This is a genomic window from Pantoea sp. S18 (genome assembly GCF_045689705.1).
Classification (GTDB): domain Bacteria; phylum Pseudomonadota; class Gammaproteobacteria; order Enterobacterales; family Enterobacteriaceae; genus Pantoea; species Pantoea symbiotica.
In genome coordinates this window covers 1,947,906-1,965,298 of record NZ_CP142688.1, presented here as the reverse complement: position 1 = coordinate 1,965,298, position 17,393 = coordinate 1,947,906, and the positions used below count along the sequence as shown (strand labels likewise).

General features: G+C 56.8%; 14 protein-coding genes. 3 read left to right on the top strand and 11 right to left on the bottom strand.

What is annotated here, in order from left to right; genetic code table 11:
• Positions 1-3: 3 nt before the first annotated feature.
• Entirely contained in the window at positions 4-984 is a 981-nt protein-coding gene (locus VIJ98_RS09110; RefSeq protein ID WP_323273520.1) for a 6-phosphofructokinase, read from the bottom strand.
• A 435-nt stretch (positions 985-1,419) separates the two neighbouring features.
• Here VIJ98_RS09110 and dld point away from each other — a divergent pair, with 435 nt between their 5' ends.
• Positions 1,420-3,120 carry a D-lactate dehydrogenase gene (gene dld, locus VIJ98_RS09105; RefSeq protein WP_323273518.1) on the top strand — a complete coding sequence of 567 codons (1,701 nt, stop codon included), beginning with the start codon at positions 1,420-1,422 and terminating at the stop codon, positions 3,118-3,120.
• Between the two features lie 159 nt (positions 3,121-3,279).
• Here dld and pqqF read toward each other — a convergent pair whose 3' ends face one another.
• From pqqF to VIJ98_RS09065, 8 genes are all read right to left on the bottom strand, one after another.
• A complete protein-coding gene (pqqF, locus tag VIJ98_RS09100) occupies positions 3,280-5,601 on the bottom strand; it encodes a pyrroloquinoline quinone biosynthesis protein PqqF (RefSeq protein WP_323273516.1) in 2,322 nt (773 codons plus the stop codon).
• Positions 5,601-6,740: a pyrroloquinoline quinone biosynthesis protein PqqE gene (gene pqqE, locus VIJ98_RS09095; RefSeq protein WP_258145039.1), complete on the bottom strand. Its 1,140-nt coding sequence runs from the start codon at positions 6,738-6,740 to the stop codon at positions 5,601-5,603. Before pqqE ends, pqqF begins: the two co-directional genes overlap by 1 nt.
• Entirely contained in the window at positions 6,727-7,005 is a 279-nt protein-coding gene (gene pqqD, locus VIJ98_RS09090) for a pyrroloquinoline quinone biosynthesis peptide chaperone PqqD (protein WP_323273514.1), read from the bottom strand. Before pqqD ends, pqqE begins: the two co-directional genes overlap by 14 nt.
• A gap of 4 nt (positions 7,006-7,009) precedes the next feature.
• Positions 7,010-7,765, bottom strand: coding sequence for a pyrroloquinoline-quinone synthase PqqC (gene pqqC, locus VIJ98_RS09085; RefSeq protein WP_179451032.1), 756 nt, complete (start codon positions 7,763-7,765; stop codon positions 7,010-7,012).
• The gene (gene pqqB, locus VIJ98_RS09080; RefSeq protein WP_323273511.1) at positions 7,762-8,688 is read right to left on the bottom strand and encodes a pyrroloquinoline quinone biosynthesis protein PqqB; all 927 of its coding nucleotides are present in this window, start codon (positions 8,686-8,688) and stop codon (positions 7,762-7,764) included. The genes pqqC and pqqB overlap by 4 nt, the downstream gene beginning before the upstream one ends.
• A gap of 55 nt (positions 8,689-8,743) precedes the next feature.
• Complete coding sequence (pqqA, locus tag VIJ98_RS09075) at positions 8,744-8,815, bottom strand: pyrroloquinoline quinone precursor peptide PqqA (protein ID WP_002905689.1); 72 nt, start codon at positions 8,813-8,815, stop codon at positions 8,744-8,746.
• 148 nt (positions 8,816-8,963) lie between these two features.
• Positions 8,964-9,989 carry a dipeptidase gene (locus VIJ98_RS09070; RefSeq protein ID WP_323273509.1) on the bottom strand — a complete coding sequence of 342 codons (1,026 nt, stop codon included), beginning with the start codon at positions 9,987-9,989 and terminating at the stop codon, positions 8,964-8,966.
• A 78-nt stretch (positions 9,990-10,067) separates the two neighbouring features.
• Complete coding sequence (locus tag VIJ98_RS09065; RefSeq protein WP_323273507.1) at positions 10,068-11,000, bottom strand: ABC transporter substrate-binding protein; 933 nt, start codon at positions 10,998-11,000, stop codon at positions 10,068-10,070.
• Positions 11,001-11,662: 662 nt separating this feature from the next.
• Here VIJ98_RS09065 and leuA point away from each other — a divergent pair.
• On the top strand, positions 11,663-13,348 hold the full coding sequence (leuA, locus tag VIJ98_RS09060; protein WP_323273505.1) for a 2-isopropylmalate synthase: 1,686 nt from the start codon (positions 11,663-11,665) through the stop codon (positions 13,346-13,348).
• On the opposite strand, the gene VIJ98_RS09055 is transcribed toward leuA, so the two are convergent.
• A complete protein-coding gene (locus tag VIJ98_RS09055) occupies positions 13,299-14,081 on the bottom strand; it encodes a helix-turn-helix transcriptional regulator (RefSeq protein WP_312182943.1) in 783 nt (260 codons plus the stop codon). The genes leuA and VIJ98_RS09055 overlap by 50 nt on opposite strands.
• Position 14,082: 1 nt before the next feature.
• The gene (locus VIJ98_RS09050) at positions 14,083-14,946 is read right to left on the bottom strand and encodes an NAD(P)-dependent oxidoreductase (RefSeq protein ID WP_323273501.1); all 864 of its coding nucleotides are present in this window, start codon (positions 14,944-14,946) and stop codon (positions 14,083-14,085) included.
• A gap of 219 nt (positions 14,947-15,165) precedes the next feature.
• Between VIJ98_RS09050 and pqqU the strand changes: the two genes are divergently transcribed.
• Positions 15,166-17,277: a TonB-dependent receptor PqqU gene (gene pqqU / locus VIJ98_RS09045; RefSeq protein WP_323273499.1), complete on the top strand. Its 2,112-nt coding sequence runs from the start codon at positions 15,166-15,168 to the stop codon at positions 17,275-17,277.
• Positions 17,278-17,393: the final 116 nt, after the last annotated feature.

The window sequence follows — 17,393 nt, the reverse complement described above, 5'->3', positions numbered from 1 at the left end:
TCCTCACAGAATTTGCAGTTGTTTAGCGAGTTTATAATGATGCCCTTCCGTATCGACCAGGCGTTTTTTCATGCTTATTAAATCAATCGGAATCGGTCGATTATTGCCATTAATAATCACCGCTTTGTTGCGCATTCCCGACTGAATACAACGCGCGACTTCACTGGCCATAATGGTGCCCTGATAAATCTCTTCACAGGTAGGATCGCCATTACGCAGGCCATAACCGATAATTGTTTTACGAATACGCACACCAATTAACGGTTCAATTTGTTTAATTAAGGTATCGATAGCGCCCTGAAAGCCCGGCGAATATTCACGGGTGTAGCCTTCCGAACATAAAATAATGACGCTGTTCTGCGCCGCCAGCCGCTGCGTGATGCGCTCGGCCAGCTCTTGTGGTGCAATCTGGCATTCCGGAATCAGCGCGAAATCCGCATTGGATTTGATCGCCGACTGCAAGGTTAATTCACCGCAATAACCGCCCAGCAGTTCCACCATAAACACTCGACCGGTTAAGGCGCGGCCGGTATTGCGTAATTTCGCCACCTCTTTTAAAACCTGCTCGCAGGCGGTGGAGAAACCGATGCTGTAATCACTGCCAAACACATCGTTATCGATGGTCATGCCAACGCCAAAACAGTTAACGCCAAATTCGCTTAGCGTATGCAGGAATTGTAATGATCCATCGCCCCCCGCCATAATTAATACATCGATGCGCAGCGACTTAAGATGTTTGGCGATGATTTCATATTCCGGACGAATTAATTTTCTATTGGTTCGTCCCGATTGCATCACCGGAATAGCAGCGATGGCGTAATCCACTAAATCGCGCTGGGATATTTCCTGGTGATTATTTTCCAGCAGGCCCGGAATGCCACCGTTAAATAACACCATTTCCGCCTTAGTTAAGCGCGATATTTGATACACAAAGTTATTAATCCCGGTAACATCGCCACCGCTGATCACCATGCCAATTCTCATTGTCATCATCCTTTATGCTGTACGTCTGGAATTCATTCTTCCGATTAACGACATTGTTATTTGCAACGAATGTCACACTTTTGCGATGAATTCCCCGAGTGAGATCATTGACAGCATCCAATACAGGCAAAATTTTGTGATATAAATCACATGCCATTTTTCACCTTAAATCATTAATAACAAATAAAATCATATGGTTATATTCATTTTTCGCAGTAAAACCGGCGGATTAAATAAACACCCTACTCGCTGTTTTTCTTTCGATCTATTTTGTGATTTCCCGCGCATTTTTATCGGTTCCTGACGCTTATTCCGTATCAGATAAAGGGATAATGATTACGTGCGTTATTTATGCGTCAGGGCCAGTGAATGATTGACTCAATGCCGATGCACTTGTCCAATACCGTGGCAGATAAAGAATAAAGAAGAGAAAAAATGAGCATGCAGAAGGATATGTTGCGTAAGTTGGCAGAGGTGGTTGGCGAGAAACAGGTATTAACCCATGCGGATGATAAAGCCTGGTACATAAAGGGATTCCGCGTCGGACGCGGTGAAGCGTTGGCGGTGGCGTTACCGCAAACACTGTTGCAGCTGTGGCAAACGCTGCAGGTTTGCGTGGCGCACGATGTCATTGTGCTGATGCAGGCCTCGAATACCGGCGTCACCGGTGGCTCAACGCCCGACGGCAATGATTATGACCGCGATATCGTGATTATCAGCACCCGCCAGCTCAAAGGCGTGCAGGTGATTGATCAGGTGCGTCAGGTGATTGCTTTCCCCGGCACCACCTTGACCGAACTGGAGCACACCTTGCAGCCGCTCGGTCGTGAGCCACACTCGGTGATTGGATCATCCTGCATCGGCGCGTCGGTGGTCGGCGGGATTTGTAATAATTCCGGTGGCTCGCTGATTCGACGCGGCCCCGCTTTCACCGAAAAATCCTTGTTCGCCCGCATTCATGACGATGGTCGTTTAGAGATGGTCAACCATCTCGGCATCGAGTTGGGCGACACGCCAGAAGTGATGCTGGAAAACCTGACGCAGCAGCGCTATCAAACCGGTGAGCAGCCCGACTGGCAGGGAAAAATCTGGGCGGATGATTATGCCTACCGCCTGCGAGATGTGGCCGCAGATTCCCCGGCGCGTTTCAATGGCGATCTGCATTACTTACACGACAGCTCAGGCAGCGCCGGTAAAGTGGTGGTGTTCGCCGTGCGCTTGCCGACCTTCGAAGCCAGCACCGGCAGCGATACCTTCTACATCGGCACTAATGATGAGAGCGTGCTGGTGGCACTGCGCCGTTTCCTGCTAACCAGGATGAGCGAGCTGCCGCTGCAGGCGGAATATATCCATCGCAACGCCTTCGATTTAACCGTGCGCTACGCCAAGCATATGTATCTGGCGATCCGCAAACTGGGACCGCAGGCCATTCCGCAGATGATGGCCAACAAAGCCAAATGGGATGTGCGCGTCAGCCACCTGAAGTTCCTGCCGCGCAATTTTGTTGATCGGGTGCTGCAATTCTTTAACCAGCTGACGCCTAGCTTTATCGCGCCGCGCATCATGGATTACCGCAGCGAGTATCAACATCATCTGATGATCAAAGTCGAGTCGCCACAAACCGATGAGTTACAGAGCTTGTTACAGCAGTTCTTTGCTGAGCAGCCAGGCGGCTTTTTCCGTTGCAATGCGCGTGAAGCGGCGGACGCGTTTTTGGTGCGTTTCGGCGTCGGCGGCTGCACCATTTCCTACTGCGATGCGCTGGGCTACAACCCTAACGAACGGCTGGTGGCATTTGACGTGGCGCTGCGCCGCAATGACGACGCATGGCGTTTGACGCTGCCGGATCATCTGGCGGCCCAGGTACAGGTTGATTCCTGCTGCGGGCACTTCTTCTGCTTCGTCAATCATCAGGATTACGTGCTGAAACCGGGCTACGACGTGAAAGTGTTTAAGGAAGAGGTGAAGCGCTATCTGGAACAGCGCGGCGCGAAGTATCCTGCCGAGCACAATGTCGGTCATCTTTATCAGGCATCGTGTGAGCATGTCGAGCACTGGAAACAGCTTGATCCGACCAACAGCTGTAATCCGGGGATTGGTAAAACCACTAAGAAGAAGTTTTGGCGGGAGATGTAGCCTCGGGGTTTTGTAGGGCGCGCATTTATGCGCGCCTGGTCGCCATAAATGACGACCCTACGACAACGGTGCGGGTTTCGTAGGGCGCGCATTTATACGCACCTGGTCGCCATAAATGACGACCCTACGACAACGATGCAGGTTTTGTAGGGTGCGCATTTATGCGCACCTGGTCACAAAAATCAACCAACGATGCCGTTCGCGCAGCAGACGCTGGTGCAGTTGCTGAAGCTGCGGCAGCGTGAGTGACTGAATGGCAGCGCGATTGAGCGTCGCCAGGCCGTGCTGCTGGCGCAGGGTTTCGAGTGCGGCATCGCCATTGTCTTTACTTGCGCATAGCGTCATTAAGCTTGCCTGCCATGCCGCCAGCTTTTCAGGGGAAACTGCCGCGATCTCGGCAACCATCTCACGCATAAAGCGTTTGCAGTGACCCAGCAACGCGCGCCAGGTGATATCCGGCGATTGCAGTGCCAGCATTAAGCCATCCACATCTGCCACCCGCTGATAACGCGCCGACACCACATAACCAATTTGCTGATCCACGCGCAGCCGCTGGAAGAAACGCGTTTCCAGCATTAGCGCCAGCACGCGTAAAGCGGCCAGGGCGGCATCGTCGGCGTGCGATAACGGCATAAACAGCAGCAGCGCCTGATCGCGTCCGTCGCAGGCGATGGGCACGATGCCGCGTTGCAGTTGTGCGGGCGGCGTGTAGCGCGCCAGATCCGGTGTAAAATCGCTAAGCAGATGCGCCACGCGCTGGCTTAGCGCGCTATGGGTTCCGCACCATGCCGCCAGCCATTGCGGCATGGGCGATGGCTTAATCAAGCAAGTGGGCAAAGCGGCGAGTAGCTGACGAATCACAATAGAGTGCGTTGTCGCTGCGGATTGTGCCTGCACCGGCTTGTTCAGCGCCAGTAATGCCTGATGCACGCTTAACAACGCGCGCTCTTCGGATGCGGGCAGATTGAGCAACAGCTGCCAGCTTCCCTGCGTTTGTTGCCAACTGCCGTTGCCGCCCGCGTGGCGCAGTTCCGCCAGCAGCGGGCGCAACTGGCGCTGCCGCGCCTGCGCATCTTCATCGCTCAAGGTTTGATAAAACGCCGGACGCAGCAGCAACGTCTCAACCTGTTTAACCGGCGCAATCAGCGGCAGTTGCTGCGCCACGGGCGGAAGACGAGGGAGCTGAATGTTGCCTGAAGCGGGATAGAAGTGAAACGCTGCGGATTCTGCCGCATTCAACGTCGCTGGCAGCCACTCGGCCAGTTGCAGAGTAAAGCCTTGCGTCTGATGCGTTGCGCCGTCGATCTGTCGCTGCGTCAGCAGACGCGTGCGCGGCCAACGCGGCAACGCGGCGGCAAAATCCGTGAAGTTATCTGAAACCGCTAAACCAGGCGCGAAACCCAACGCACGGCCGCGTAGCTGTTCCAGCGGCGACAAGGCCGCGAAATCCTGCTGCGCGAGTTGCGCGTAATGCTGCAGCTGAATCGCATTACATTCGATTAACGCAGCCAGATGCTGCCAAACGCGTTGCTCAATCTGTTGCGCCTGCGCCGGTGAAATGCGCCTGGCGCTAAAACGCAGCGCCAGTAATGCGTGTTGTTCATCTTGCCATAACCATTGCACATCAAAGGTTTCGCATAACGCCTCTGCCTGCAACTGCGCCAGCAAACTGCCGGGCGCTTCGTCCTGCCAGAACCTCTTAAGCAAGGTGACATTGTCACGAACAGTCTGTTCATCACCGGCTATCAACAGCGTCAGCCAGAAATTTTCTTCGCCACCTAATTGCAGCAAACGATCGCCAGGCAGCAGCGTAGGTTCTACAGCCGCAGCGCGTTCTCCACCCGCCAGCAAACTGCCGCCATAGCGGGTCGCTAGCTGTGTTAGCTCATCAAGCGATTGCGGCCCTTGCAGCCAAAGTTCCATATTTTCAGCGCGATAGAAGCGGCAATGAAAATCGCGGAGTGCGGATTGCAACTCCGTGACATTGTCACCAAACGCAAGCCGACTGCCGACACGGAAGCGCTGAAAGCGTCCCTTTAGCTTATCCAGGATGGCGGCTTCACTCAGCGTGTCGGCATGTTTTTGCAGCAGTTGATACTCTGCCTCAATCACCGCTGCTTCCTGTTGAATGGCCTGCGTCGTCAGCAACGGCGACGCCAACATATCGCACAGCCGCTGCACGCCTGCTGACAACGCTGAAGCTGGGAGCTGAAAGAAATAGGCGCTGCGGCTCAACTGCGTGGTGGCATTCACCTGTCCGCCCTGCTGCTGTAGCCACGGCATCAGGCGATCCTCGCCGTTAAAATCTTCACTGCCGCAGAACAGTAGATGTTCTAGCAGATGCGCCAAACCCGGCCAGCGATCGGCTTCATCCAGACTGCCGGCCTGCACGCGCACCAGCGCCGCCGCCTCACGCGCGTCAGGTTGATGATAAAGATGGCAGCGCAGGCCGTTGGCAAGCGTGAGCTGACGCGCGTTCATCAGGTAACGCGCTGCTTAAAGATCAGTTCGGAGTTGCTGCGATTGCGGAACTGCAGCTGCTGGATTTTGATATCGCTGCAGTTGGCTTCACGCCGTGCTTCGAGGATCTTGCCGTGATGCGGCGATTTGCTGCACACCGGATCGGTGTTATCAGCATTGCCGGTCAGCATAAAGGCCTGACAGCGACAGCCGCCAAAGTCTTTCTCTTTCTCATCGCAGGAGCGACACGGCTCTGGCATCCAGTCAAAGCCGCGATAGCGGTTGAAACCAAACGAGTTATACCAGATATCGTCCAGCGTGCGTTCCAGCACCGACGGGAACTCGACCGGCAGCTGACGCGCGCTGTGGCACGGCAACGCGGTGCCGTCTGGCGTGACGCTAAGGAAGATCGATCCCCAACCGCCCATGCAGGGTTTCGGGCGCTCTTCGTAGTAGTCCGGCGTCACGAACAGCAAATTGGTGAGATTACCGGTGGCGCTCATGCGCTGACGATAATCGGCCACCACCGCTTCGGCGTTGGCGATCTGCTCGCGCGTCGGCAGCAAACCTTCGCGATTGAGCTGCGCCCAGCCGTAGAACTGGCAGGTCGCCAGCTCGACATCGTCGGCTTCCAGTTCGATACAGAGATCGATGATTTTGTCGATCTGGTCGATATTGTGGCGATGCAGCACGAAGTTCAGCACCATCGGATAACCGTGCGCTTTCACCGCTTTTGCCATCTCCAGCTTCTGCTGGAAGGCCTTTTTCGACCCGGCCAGCGCGGCGTTGAGCGTTTCATCGCTGGCCTGGAAACTGATCTGAATATGATCGAGCCCGGCGTCAGCAAAGGCGTCGAGTTTTTTCGCCGTCAGGCCAATGCCGGAGGTGATCAGGTTGGTGTAGAAACCGAGATCGCGCGCGGCGCGAATCAGTTCCGGCAGGTCTTTACGCGTCAGCGGTTCGCCGCCGGAAAAACCGAGCTGCACGCTGCCCATGGCGCGCGCCTGACGAAACACCTCAATCCACTGTTCGGTGGTCAGCTCTTTCTCCTGCTGGGAAAAATCCAGCGGATTGGAACAATACGGACACTGCAGCGGGCAGCGATAGGTCAGTTCTGCCAGCAGCCACAGCGGCGGCGTCACGCTTTTACTCGGGTTCACGACACTGTATCCATTTTTGTTCGATGGCTGATTGCAGGAACTCTTTAACGTCATCGCCGACGCCGCCCGCATCCGGGAAACGCGCATCCAGCGTGGCAACAATCGCCACCACATCCTGTTTGCCATCCACCAGCTCGAGGATCGCCACAGCGGTTTCGTTCAGTTTGGCCATGCCTTCAGGATAGAGCACCACATGGCTGTCTTGTGCCGCTTCCCACTGCATGCGGTAGCCGCGACGGAAAGCGGGAATCACATTATCTTTCATGTTGTTATACCAGTCTTGTGCTGTGCCAGGACACCTGATCGGTGACCGTATGATATGGTGGACGTTGCAGCGCATACGCCATGGTCATGGCATCGAGCATGGTCCAGAGAATATCGAGCTTGAACTGCAGGATCTCCAGCATGCGGTTCTGCTGTTCGGCGCTGGTGAACACCTCAAGCGCCAGCGCCAGTCCATGCTCCACATCGCGGTTCGCCTGGCTCAGACGGCTGCGGAAGTAGAAATAGCCTTCCTCTTTGATCCACGGATAGTGCTGCGGCCAGCTGTCGAGGCGCGACTGATGAATCTGCGGCGCAAACAGTTCGGTCAGCGAGCTGCAGGCCGCTTCCTGCCAGTTGGCACGGCGTGCAAAGTTAACGTAGGCGTCCACCGCAAAGCGCACGCCTGGTAGCACCAGCTTCTCCGACAGCAAAACCTCACGATCCAGGCCCACCGCTTCACCCAACTGCAGCCAGGCTTCAATGCCGCCTTCGTGACCGTTGCTGCCGTCGTGATCGAGGATGCGCTGCACCCATTTACGCCGCGTCGCCGCATCCGGGCAGTTCGCCATGATCGCCGCGTCTTTCAGCGGAATATTGGTCTGATAATAGAAGCGGTTCGCCACCCAGCCCTGAATCTGCTCGCGCGTCGCATCGCCGTTGTGCATGGCAATGTGATACGGATGATGAATGTGGTAGAACGCGCCTTTATCGCGCAGCGCCTGCTCAAACGCGGCGGGCGATAACGCTTCAGTAATGATCACGATGCAAACTCCTGCAGATGAATCGCCATGCCATCCCAACTCACTTCAATGCCCTGCTGCGTCAGATAGGCGCGCTGCGGCGATTGCTCATTAAGGATCGGATTGGTGTTGTTAATGTGAATCAAAATCTTGCGTTTGGCCGGCAGCGCGGCCAGCAGCGCCATCAAACCTTGTTCTTCAGCCAGCGCTAAGTGGCCCATCGCTTTGCCGGTATTTTTGCCGACGCCGGTAGCGAGCAGCTCGTCGTCCTGCCACACAGTGCCATCAATCAACAGGCAATCGGCTTTTTGCAGCCACGGCATGATCACCGCATCCGGCTCACCCAGTCCCGGCGCGTACAGCAGCGTTTGGCCGTTGGCGGTATTTTCAATAAACAGCGCCACGTTGTGGCCCGGCAGCGGGCGATCGCGATACGGCGAATATGGTGGCGCGTTGCTGAGAATCGGGATCGCGGTGAACTGCAAACTGTGGCAGACATCGACGCGAAACGGTTCCAGCGGCGTTAACGCATGATGCTGCAAGCCGCCATTCCAGTGCTGCAACATGGTGAAAATCGGGAAGCCGCTGGTGAGATCGCCATGCACTTCCGGCGTGCACCATACCTGATGCGGACAACCTTCGCGCAGGCTCAGCAAGCCGGTGGTGTGATCGATTTGGCTGTCGGTCAGAATGATGCTGCCAATCGCCGTGCCGCGCAGCACACCCTTTTTGATCAGTTCTGGCGTGTGGGCAATTTGCTGGCTGATGTCCGGCGAGGCGTTACACAGCACCCAATCTTCACCGTTATCGCTGACAATGATCGAAGATTGCGTGCGCGCCTGCGCCTGGATGCTGTCGTTACGCAGGCCGCTGCAATTGGCGCAGTTACAGTTCCACTGCGGGAAGCCGCCGCCCGCTGCTGAACCGAGGACTTTAATAAACATGAAAGTTGACCAGAGAGAGAAAACAAAATGCCCGCACGAACGGCGGGCAGAAGTCTTAGCGGTTGGAGATGTACAGAGTCACTTCCAGGCCCAGACGCAGGTCAATAAACGCAGGTTTTTTCCACATAATGGTCTTCCTCTTAAAGCTAAAACGCAGAGAAATCTCTGCTGAAGAGGATTGCGGCTGTGACGTAGATCACATCGCAATCCGTACGCGCGCAGATGTTGCGCCAATGTAGCGAGCAGATCAACCCTGATTCGGTAAGGGAATTGTGCTAATCCTGCCAAATTTGTTGCAACACGCGCTGCCAGTTGCCCCATGCGAGCTGCTCAAGTGCTGTTTGATCGTAGTCGAATGAACGCAACAACGCATATAGATGCGGTAATCCACTGACATCTTTCAGCGCATCAGGCACGCTAATGCCGTCAAAATCTGAGCCCAGCGCCACATGATCGCGGCCCATTATCGCGATCAGGTGCTCAACATGTTTAACAATTTCGATCAATGCGGTGTCGCTATCGCGTTTTCCGTCGCTGCGCAGGAAAGCGTTGCCAAAATTCACGCCCACCACGCCGCCGCTGTCGCGGATGGCACGCAGCTGATCGTCAGTCAGATTGCGCGGCTGCGCGCAGAGCGCATGCGCGTTGGAGTGCGTCGCCACCAGCGGCGCAGTTGACAGGCGCGCGGTGTCCCAGAAGGCTTTCTCGTTCATGTGCGACATATCGATCAACATGCGATGGCGATTGGCTGCAGCGATCAACTGCTCGCCTTGTGCGGTCAAACCCGGTCCGCTGTCCGGCGAGTTGGGGAATGATCCACTGACGCCTTCGCCAAAGCGATTAGGCAGATTCCAGAACGGCCCGATGCTGCGCACGCCCGCTTTGTAAAACGCATCAAGCGCGACGCCATCGCCATCAAACCCATCTGCGCCTTCAATGTGCGCCACCAGCGCCAGCACGCCGTCCGCACGACAGGCAGCAATATCAGCGGCACGGAGGCATAAACGCGCGCGACCGTCAGATTGCGCCGCCAGCGTTTTCAGGATGTCGAGCTGCTGCCAGAGAATCGCCAGTGGTTCGAGATTTTCCTCCGCTCGCTGCGGCGCGACCTCTTTGACATAACGCTGTGGCGGCACGAACATCGCGAACAGCCCACCGGCAAAACCGCCCTGCTGCATGCGCGGAAAATCGAGGTGGCCCTTTTCGATGCCGTGAAAAAATGCCTGCGCCGGATCATCGCGATGATGCAGCCACAGATTGAGAAGCAGGTCGTTATGACCGTCGAAGGTTTTTAGCAACATGGGGAGATCTTTGGCGAAACAACATGCCGCCATGCTACGCGCGCGCTGCTGTTTCGCCAAATATGGGCGCACAAAGGGTTAGTTCTGCGCAACCTTTAAGCCGTGATAGAAGGTCGGTTTCACATCCAGATGCTGCTGGATCAAACCGTATTTCTGGTAAAAATCGGCGGTCTCCTGCTGCTGGGCGATAGTGGCATCATCGATGCTCTGCCAGTGCGATTTGCGGCGTGAGAAGGATTTCGCCGCCGCTTCTTTCGGGAAGCCGATGATTTTCGCCAGTGTGGTGGAGTACTCATCGACATGGCTGTTGGCCCAGCGATCGGCAGCCGCTAAACGATTGACATAATCCTGCAGCGCCGCGCGTTTGGCGTCATCTTGCAAAGCAGCGTCGGTGGCGGCGAGGAAACTGTTGCCACTGGACAGGCCGACGCCGTTAACCAGCACGCGGCCGGTATGGGTCACTTCTGCCAGCGCGGTATAGGGATCCCACGTTGACCAGGCATCCACCGAACCGTTAGCCAGCGCGATGCGCGCATCCGCCGGCGTTAAGAAGCGCCACTTAACCTCTTTATCGCTGACGCCCGCCTGCTCCAGCGCTTTGAGCGCCTCAAAATGGCCAATCGATCCGCGTCCAGTGGCGATGTTTTTGCCCTTCAGCTCGGCCACGGTTTTGATGGGTGAATCCGGGCTGACCAGCACCGCCAAACCTTCGGGTATCGACTTACTTACCGCAACTGCTTTCACCTGCGAACCGGCCGCCAGCGAGAAAAGCAGCGGCGCATCGCCGATAATACCGGCATCCACCGCACCGGCATTCAGCGCTTCCGCCAGCGGTGCCGCCGCCGGGAACTCCGCCCATTCGATTTTGTAATTAAGGTTGTTCAACTGCTGCGCTGCGGCCATTTCCGCGTGCATATTTCCCTTCTGATCGGCAATGCGTAGCGTCACTGTTTCTGCCGCTGCCGCGCCGCTCGCTGCCACGATCAATAGTGCCAAAGCTGCTCTTTTCATTGTGTTTTATCCCATCGCGCAAAACCCCAGCCTAACCCGCGCGCGCCAAATGACCGATGCCGATTTCGCATGAGATATGCCGACAATGGTATATAGCGGTGAGATGCCGCTCAGTTAGGCGCGGAGCAGCTTTCGTTCGCCATGTGCTGGGGCAGTTGCAGTAACTTTGTGCGGCGACCGAGAAGAGGACGCCTCAACACCCGCGCTGCTGCATCAATGCATTATTTTGACTCACAGTCGTTACAAATCCCGTAGGGTCGTCATTTATGGCGACCAGGTGCGCATGAATGCGCACCCTACGAAAAACCAGTTTGAGAACTGTCATCACAGGCAGCGGTGTTGCGCGCCATCCGCAGCGCCGAGCGCAGAGTGACGGCCAGGATGAGCCGACACGACGTCGGCGAAAGCGCGGATTGCTAAGGTCCGCGCCTTCGGACCTTAGCCCGGCCGCCTGCTTCAGGCATTCTGAAACTGCCAGATGCTTAGCGGGCGGAACCCCTGCGATGCCAGTACACAGCTTATCTAATAAGCATTACGCCATTTATGGCGACCGACGGCATGACCGCACGGTTGTCACTTTTGCGCGTGTGGTTGTCAGCAATGCGCGAGCCGCGCCGCGTGCTACTGGGTGAGACTGAATACAACATCACAAGGAGATCGTTATGCTCACGCAACCCGCTGCAAAATACCGCCCGTTTCCGGTCATCGACTTACCCGACCGTCAATGGCCATCGCGCCTGCTGACGCAGGCACCGCGCTGGCTCTCTACCGACTTACGCGATGGCAATCAGGCGCTGGCGACGCCGATGGACAGCGCGCGCAAGCTGGAGTTCTGGCAACTGCTGCTGCGCTGTGGCTTCAGGGAGATTGAGGTGGCGTTCCCGGCGGCATCGCAGACCGATTTTGATTTTGTCCGTTTGCTGATTGAGCAGAACCACATTCCAGACGATGTGGCGATTCAGGTGCTGACCCAGGCGCGCAGCGACCTGATCGATCGTACCTTTGAAGCGCTGCGTGGCGCAGCGAACGCCATTATTCACCTTTACAACGCCACCGCGCCGCTGTTCCGCGAGCGCGTGTTCCGCCAGAGCAAAACCGAGATTATTGAACTGGCCTGCGCCGGTGCACGGCAAATTCGCGCCCGCTGCGAAACACAAAAAGATACCGCGTGGACCTTCGAGTATTCGCCAGAAACCTTCTGCTTTACCGAGCCGGAGTTTGCGCTGGAGATTTGCGAAGCGGTGGCGGCGATTTGGCAGCCGGGCCCGGCGCGTCCGATGATCATCAACCTGCCTGCCACCGTCGAAGTGAATACGCCAAACGTCTACGCCGATCAGATTGAGTATTTCTGTCGCCACTTCAGTCAGCGATCGCAGGTGTCGATCAGCGTGCATCCGCATAACGATCGCGGTACTGGCATTGCCTGCGCCGAGCTGGCGCTGCTGGCGGGTGCTGATCGCGTCGAAGGCTGTTTGTTCGGCAACGGCGAACGCACCGGCAACGTCGATATCGTCACGCTGGCGCTCAATCTCTATACCCAAGGCGTGGCGCCGCAACTCGATTTCAGCGATATCCAGCAGGTGCTGGAAGTGGTGACGCGCTGCAACCAGCTGCCGGTGCATCCGCGCCATCCGTATGCCGGTGAGCTGGTGTTTACCGCCTTCTCCGGTTCGCATCAGGATGCGATTCGCAAAGGCTTTGCCGAACGCGCTGAGCGTGAAGAAACCCTGTGGCAGATGCCGTATCTGCCGCTCGATCCGCTGGATATCGGCTGCAGCTACGAAGCAGTGATTCGCGTCAACAGCCAATCCGGGAAAGGTGGCGCCGCGTGGCTGCTGGAGCAGAATCACGGCCTGCAACTGCCGCGCGGCTTGCAGCAGGATTTCAGCCGCCTGGTGCAGCAACAAACCGACCAGCACGGTCAGGAGATGACGCACCATGCACTGTGGCAGCTGTTTTGTCAGCACTACGGCTTAACCCAGCCGGCGCGTCGTTTGCTGGAAGCGGAAAGTCATAGCGACGATAAAGGCGAAACGCGTTTCAAAGCGCGGCTGCAACAGGGCGCGCAGCCGGTGACGCTGGAAGGCAAAGGTAACGGCTTGCTCTCTGCTGCCGTCAGCGCGCTGCGTCAGCGCTATGACCTAAATATCACCATCGAGGATTATCACGAACACACGCTGGGCAAACGCAGCGATAGTCGTTCAGTCACTTACATCAGTTGCATTAACGCACGCGGTGAACGCGCGTGGGGCGTGGGCATTGATAACGATGTGGCGCGCGCTTCATTGCAGGCGCTGCTCAACGCAGCGCACGCTTTTCTGCCGCAGGAAAGTAGTTCGCTGGCGTAACGCCGAGCACGCGACGAAACATCGCACTGAAGGCACTCGGGCTGTCGTAACCGAGATCGAGCGCCACCGTCAGCACGCTTTCGCCCTGCGCTAAGCGGGTTAACGCCACGCTCAGTCGCGCGCGGCGCACCCAATCGCTGAACTGCAAACCGGTTTCGCGGCTGAAATGGCGCGCCAGCGTGCGTTCCGCCACACAAAGTTGCGTAGCCGCGCGGGCCAGCGTCCAGTTTTCGCCGGGCGCTTGCTGAATGTGCTGGCACAAACTCAGCAGCCGCTCGCTTTCCGGCAGCGGCAGGCCAAATGGCAGCACATCCATCACGCGGATCTCATCGAGGATCAACTCGTAAATACGCTCTGCGCGACTGCCGGGAACGTACTGCTCCGGCAGCGCCAGCGCGCTGACAATCAACTCACGTAGCAGCGGCGAGATTTGTACTACCTGACAACTGGCGGGCAGATCGGCACGCGCCAGCGGATCAACAAACAGCGTGCGCGCCGCAACTGCGCCAACGATGTGCAGCGCGTGACGCGTTCCCGCTGGCAGCCAGACGCCGCGACTCGGCGGCACAATCCAGCTGCCGTGCTGCGTTTCAACTTTCACCACGCCGCTCAGCGTGTGGATCAGCTGCGCGCAATCGTGGTGATGCCACGGCTCCGCGTCGCCATGCGCATAATCATGCGCATAGGGCACCAGCGGACGATGGGCGAAGTCGAAGTTGAGCCGCGCACTCATGTTAGCGTTTCAGATATTGATAAACCGCCGCCAGATCCTGCTCGCCGTAACCGGCGTCCACCGCCTGCTGCCAGACATCCACGATGTTTTCCAGCGCCGGCAGTTTGCTGTCGCCTGCCGCATCCAGCGCCAGTTTGGCGTCTTTCAGCGCCCACACCAGATGCATCTGCGGCGTGAAATCGCCGCTGGCAATCATGCCGAGTTTCATTTTGGCGTACGGTGCTGCCAGCGGACCACCATCCAGCACTTTCCACAGATCGTCGGTGCTGAAACCAAACTCTTCCGCCAGACGGGTACTTTCCGCCAGGCTCTGCATCAGACCAATCAACCAGCTATTCACTACCAGCTTCATGCGCGAGCTAGCGCCCGCCTCGCCCAGCCACTGCGTGCCTTTACCGATCGCCGCGAACACCTGCTCGGCGGCCTGCGCTTTGCTCTGGTCGCCGCTGGCCATCACCAGAATTTGCGCATTTTCAGCCGGCGCTTTGGTGCCGGAAACCGGTGCATCGATAAACACCACGTCCGGACGTGCGCTTTTGAATTCAGCGATCAGTTGATCGGTGGCTTCCACGCCGATGGTGCCCATCTGACAAATCGTCGCGCCCTGCTTAAGCGCGCTGCTGGCGTCGTTCAGCGCCTGCCGTGTGGTATCGCCGTCGGACAGCATGGCGATCACCACATCAGCACCTTCTACCGCTTGCGCGGCGCTATCGGCCAGCGTGATGCCAGCATCCAGCAGATCTTCGCCTTTGGCGCGTGTACGGTTCCAGCCGCGTACCGTGAAGCCTTTTTTCAACAGGTTAGCGGCAAACGCATGGCCCATCGCGCCTAATCCCAGTACCGCGACCACAGGTTGTTGACTCATCATTCCCTCTCTTTTGTGCTTTCAGACAAAACCGCCAGACTGACAGAATTTCCCTGACGCAGCCAGGCCAGAGATGCGATGGAAAAACATTTTCAACACCGCAATTATTAATAATCCGTCATACTATTAACGCTTTTCAAACAAATGATAAAACGATTAACATACGCGCCATTAATGTTCCATTCGGTACATTCCACGCCCTTTTTACGGTCTTTCATAATGAAAATAGCTTTACTGCGACAGGCTTCGTTGCTGATGCTGCCTGCGATGTTGCCGGTCTCAGCGCTGGCGGCGAACGCGGCCAATAACACCATGGTGGTGAGCGCGGCGCCGTCCGCATCCGGACTTTCTGAACTTGATACGCCAGCCGCAGTTAGCGTGGTTTCCGGCGAAGATATGCGCCACGCGGCACCGCGCGTCAATTTGTCAGAAAACCTCAGCAGCGTGCCGGGTTTGCAGATACAAAACAGACAAAATTATGCCCAGGATTTGCAGATTTCGGTGCGCGGTTTTGGTTCGCGTTCCACCTTCGGCCTGCGTGGCATTCGTATGTACGTTGACGGCATTCCAGCGACCATGCCCGACGGCCAGGGACAAACCTCTAACATCGATATCGGCTCAATCGATCACATCGACGTGCTGCGCGGCCCGTTCTCGGCGCTGTATGGTAACTCGTCGGGCGGCGTGATTAACGTTGAAACCGAAACCGGGCAGCAACCCACCACGCTGGAAGCCAGTAGCTGGTACGGCAGTTACGGTAGCTGGCGTAACAGCGTTAAAGCCAGCGGCGCGACCGGTGACGGTACGCAAGCCGGCGACGTTAATTACACGGTTTCCGCCTCACGCTTTACCACGCACGGCTTCCGCGATCACAGCTCGGCGGACAAGAACCTCGGCAACGCCAAACTCGGCGTGCGCATTGATGATGTCAGCACCCTGACGCTGCTGTTCAACAGCGTGCACGTTGATGCGCAGGATCCGGGCGGTTTGACCGCTGAACAGTGGAAAGACAATCCGCGCCAGGTCGCCAGCAACGTGACCTTGTACGACGCGCGTAAAACCGTCGATCAAACCCAGGCGGGCCTGCATTATCAGCGCCAGATGAGTGAAAACGATGACCTGAGCGTGATGATGTACGCGGGGGAACGTGAAACCACGCAGTATCAATCGATTCCTAAAGCCACCCAGTTGCGCCCAGGTTATCCCGGCGGCGTCATCTCTCTGTCACGTCATTATCAGGGCATCGATACCCGCTGGACGCACCGCGACGCGCTATTCACCATTCCGGTGACCTTCACCGGCGGCCTCGACTATGAAACTATGACCGAGAAGCGCAAAGGTTATCAGAACTTTAGCGGCGATGAATTGGGCGTACAGGGCGAGATGCGTCGTAACGAACGCAACCTGATGTGGAACCTCGATCCCTATCTGCAAACCGCGTGGCAGCTGACCGATAAACTGTCGCTGGATGCCGGCGTGCGTTTCAGTACGGTGAATTTCGACTCCAATGACTATTACGTCACCTCAACCGATCCGGATGACAGCGGCAATCGTCGCTACCATCGCTGGCTGCCTGCCGCTGCGCTGAATTACGCGATTGATAACAGCTGGAATGCCTATGTTTCTGCTGGTCGCGGCTTCGAAACGCCGACGCTGAATGAGTTGTCCTATCGCGCCGCCGATCAGGCCGGACTGAATCTCAACCTGCAACCCGCCACCAGCGAAACAGTTGAACTGGGCAGTAAGAAAAGGATCGGCAATGGCCTGTTAACCGCGGCTATTTTCCAAACCGATACCAAAAACGAGATCGTTTCTGACAGCAGCTTTGAAGGCCGCACCAGCTACAAAAATGCCGGTGAAACCCGCCGTCGTGGATTAGAACTCGGCCTCGACCAGCAGTTTGGCGAAAGCTGGCGCTTCAAAGCCGCATGGACCTTGCTGGATGCGCGCTATCGCTCAAACGCCTGCGGCACCGAAAGCTGCGACGGCAATCGTATCCCCGGCATTGCCCGCAACATGGCCTACGCCGGGCTGGCTTACGCCCCCGATCAAGGCTGGTATGCGGGAACCGATGTGCGCTACCTGAGCGATATCGCGGCGGATGATGAGAACGATGTGAAAGCGCCGTCTTACACCGTGGTCGGCGTAAACAGCGGTTATAAGTGGCTGGTGCAGAACTGGACGCTGGATCTGTTTGGCCGCGTCGATAACCTGTTTGACCGCAACTACATCGGTTCGGTGATCGTCAATGAAAGCAACGGCCGCTATTACGAACCGGCACCGGGCCGCAATTACAGCGTGGGTCTGACGGTGAGTTATGCGTTTCAGTAAATAAACGTGAATGCCGGTGCGCATAAATGCGCACCCTACGAAAACCTCGCCAATTACCGTAGGGTCGCCATTAATGGCGACCTGTAAGCCAGGTGCGCATGAATGCGCACCCTACG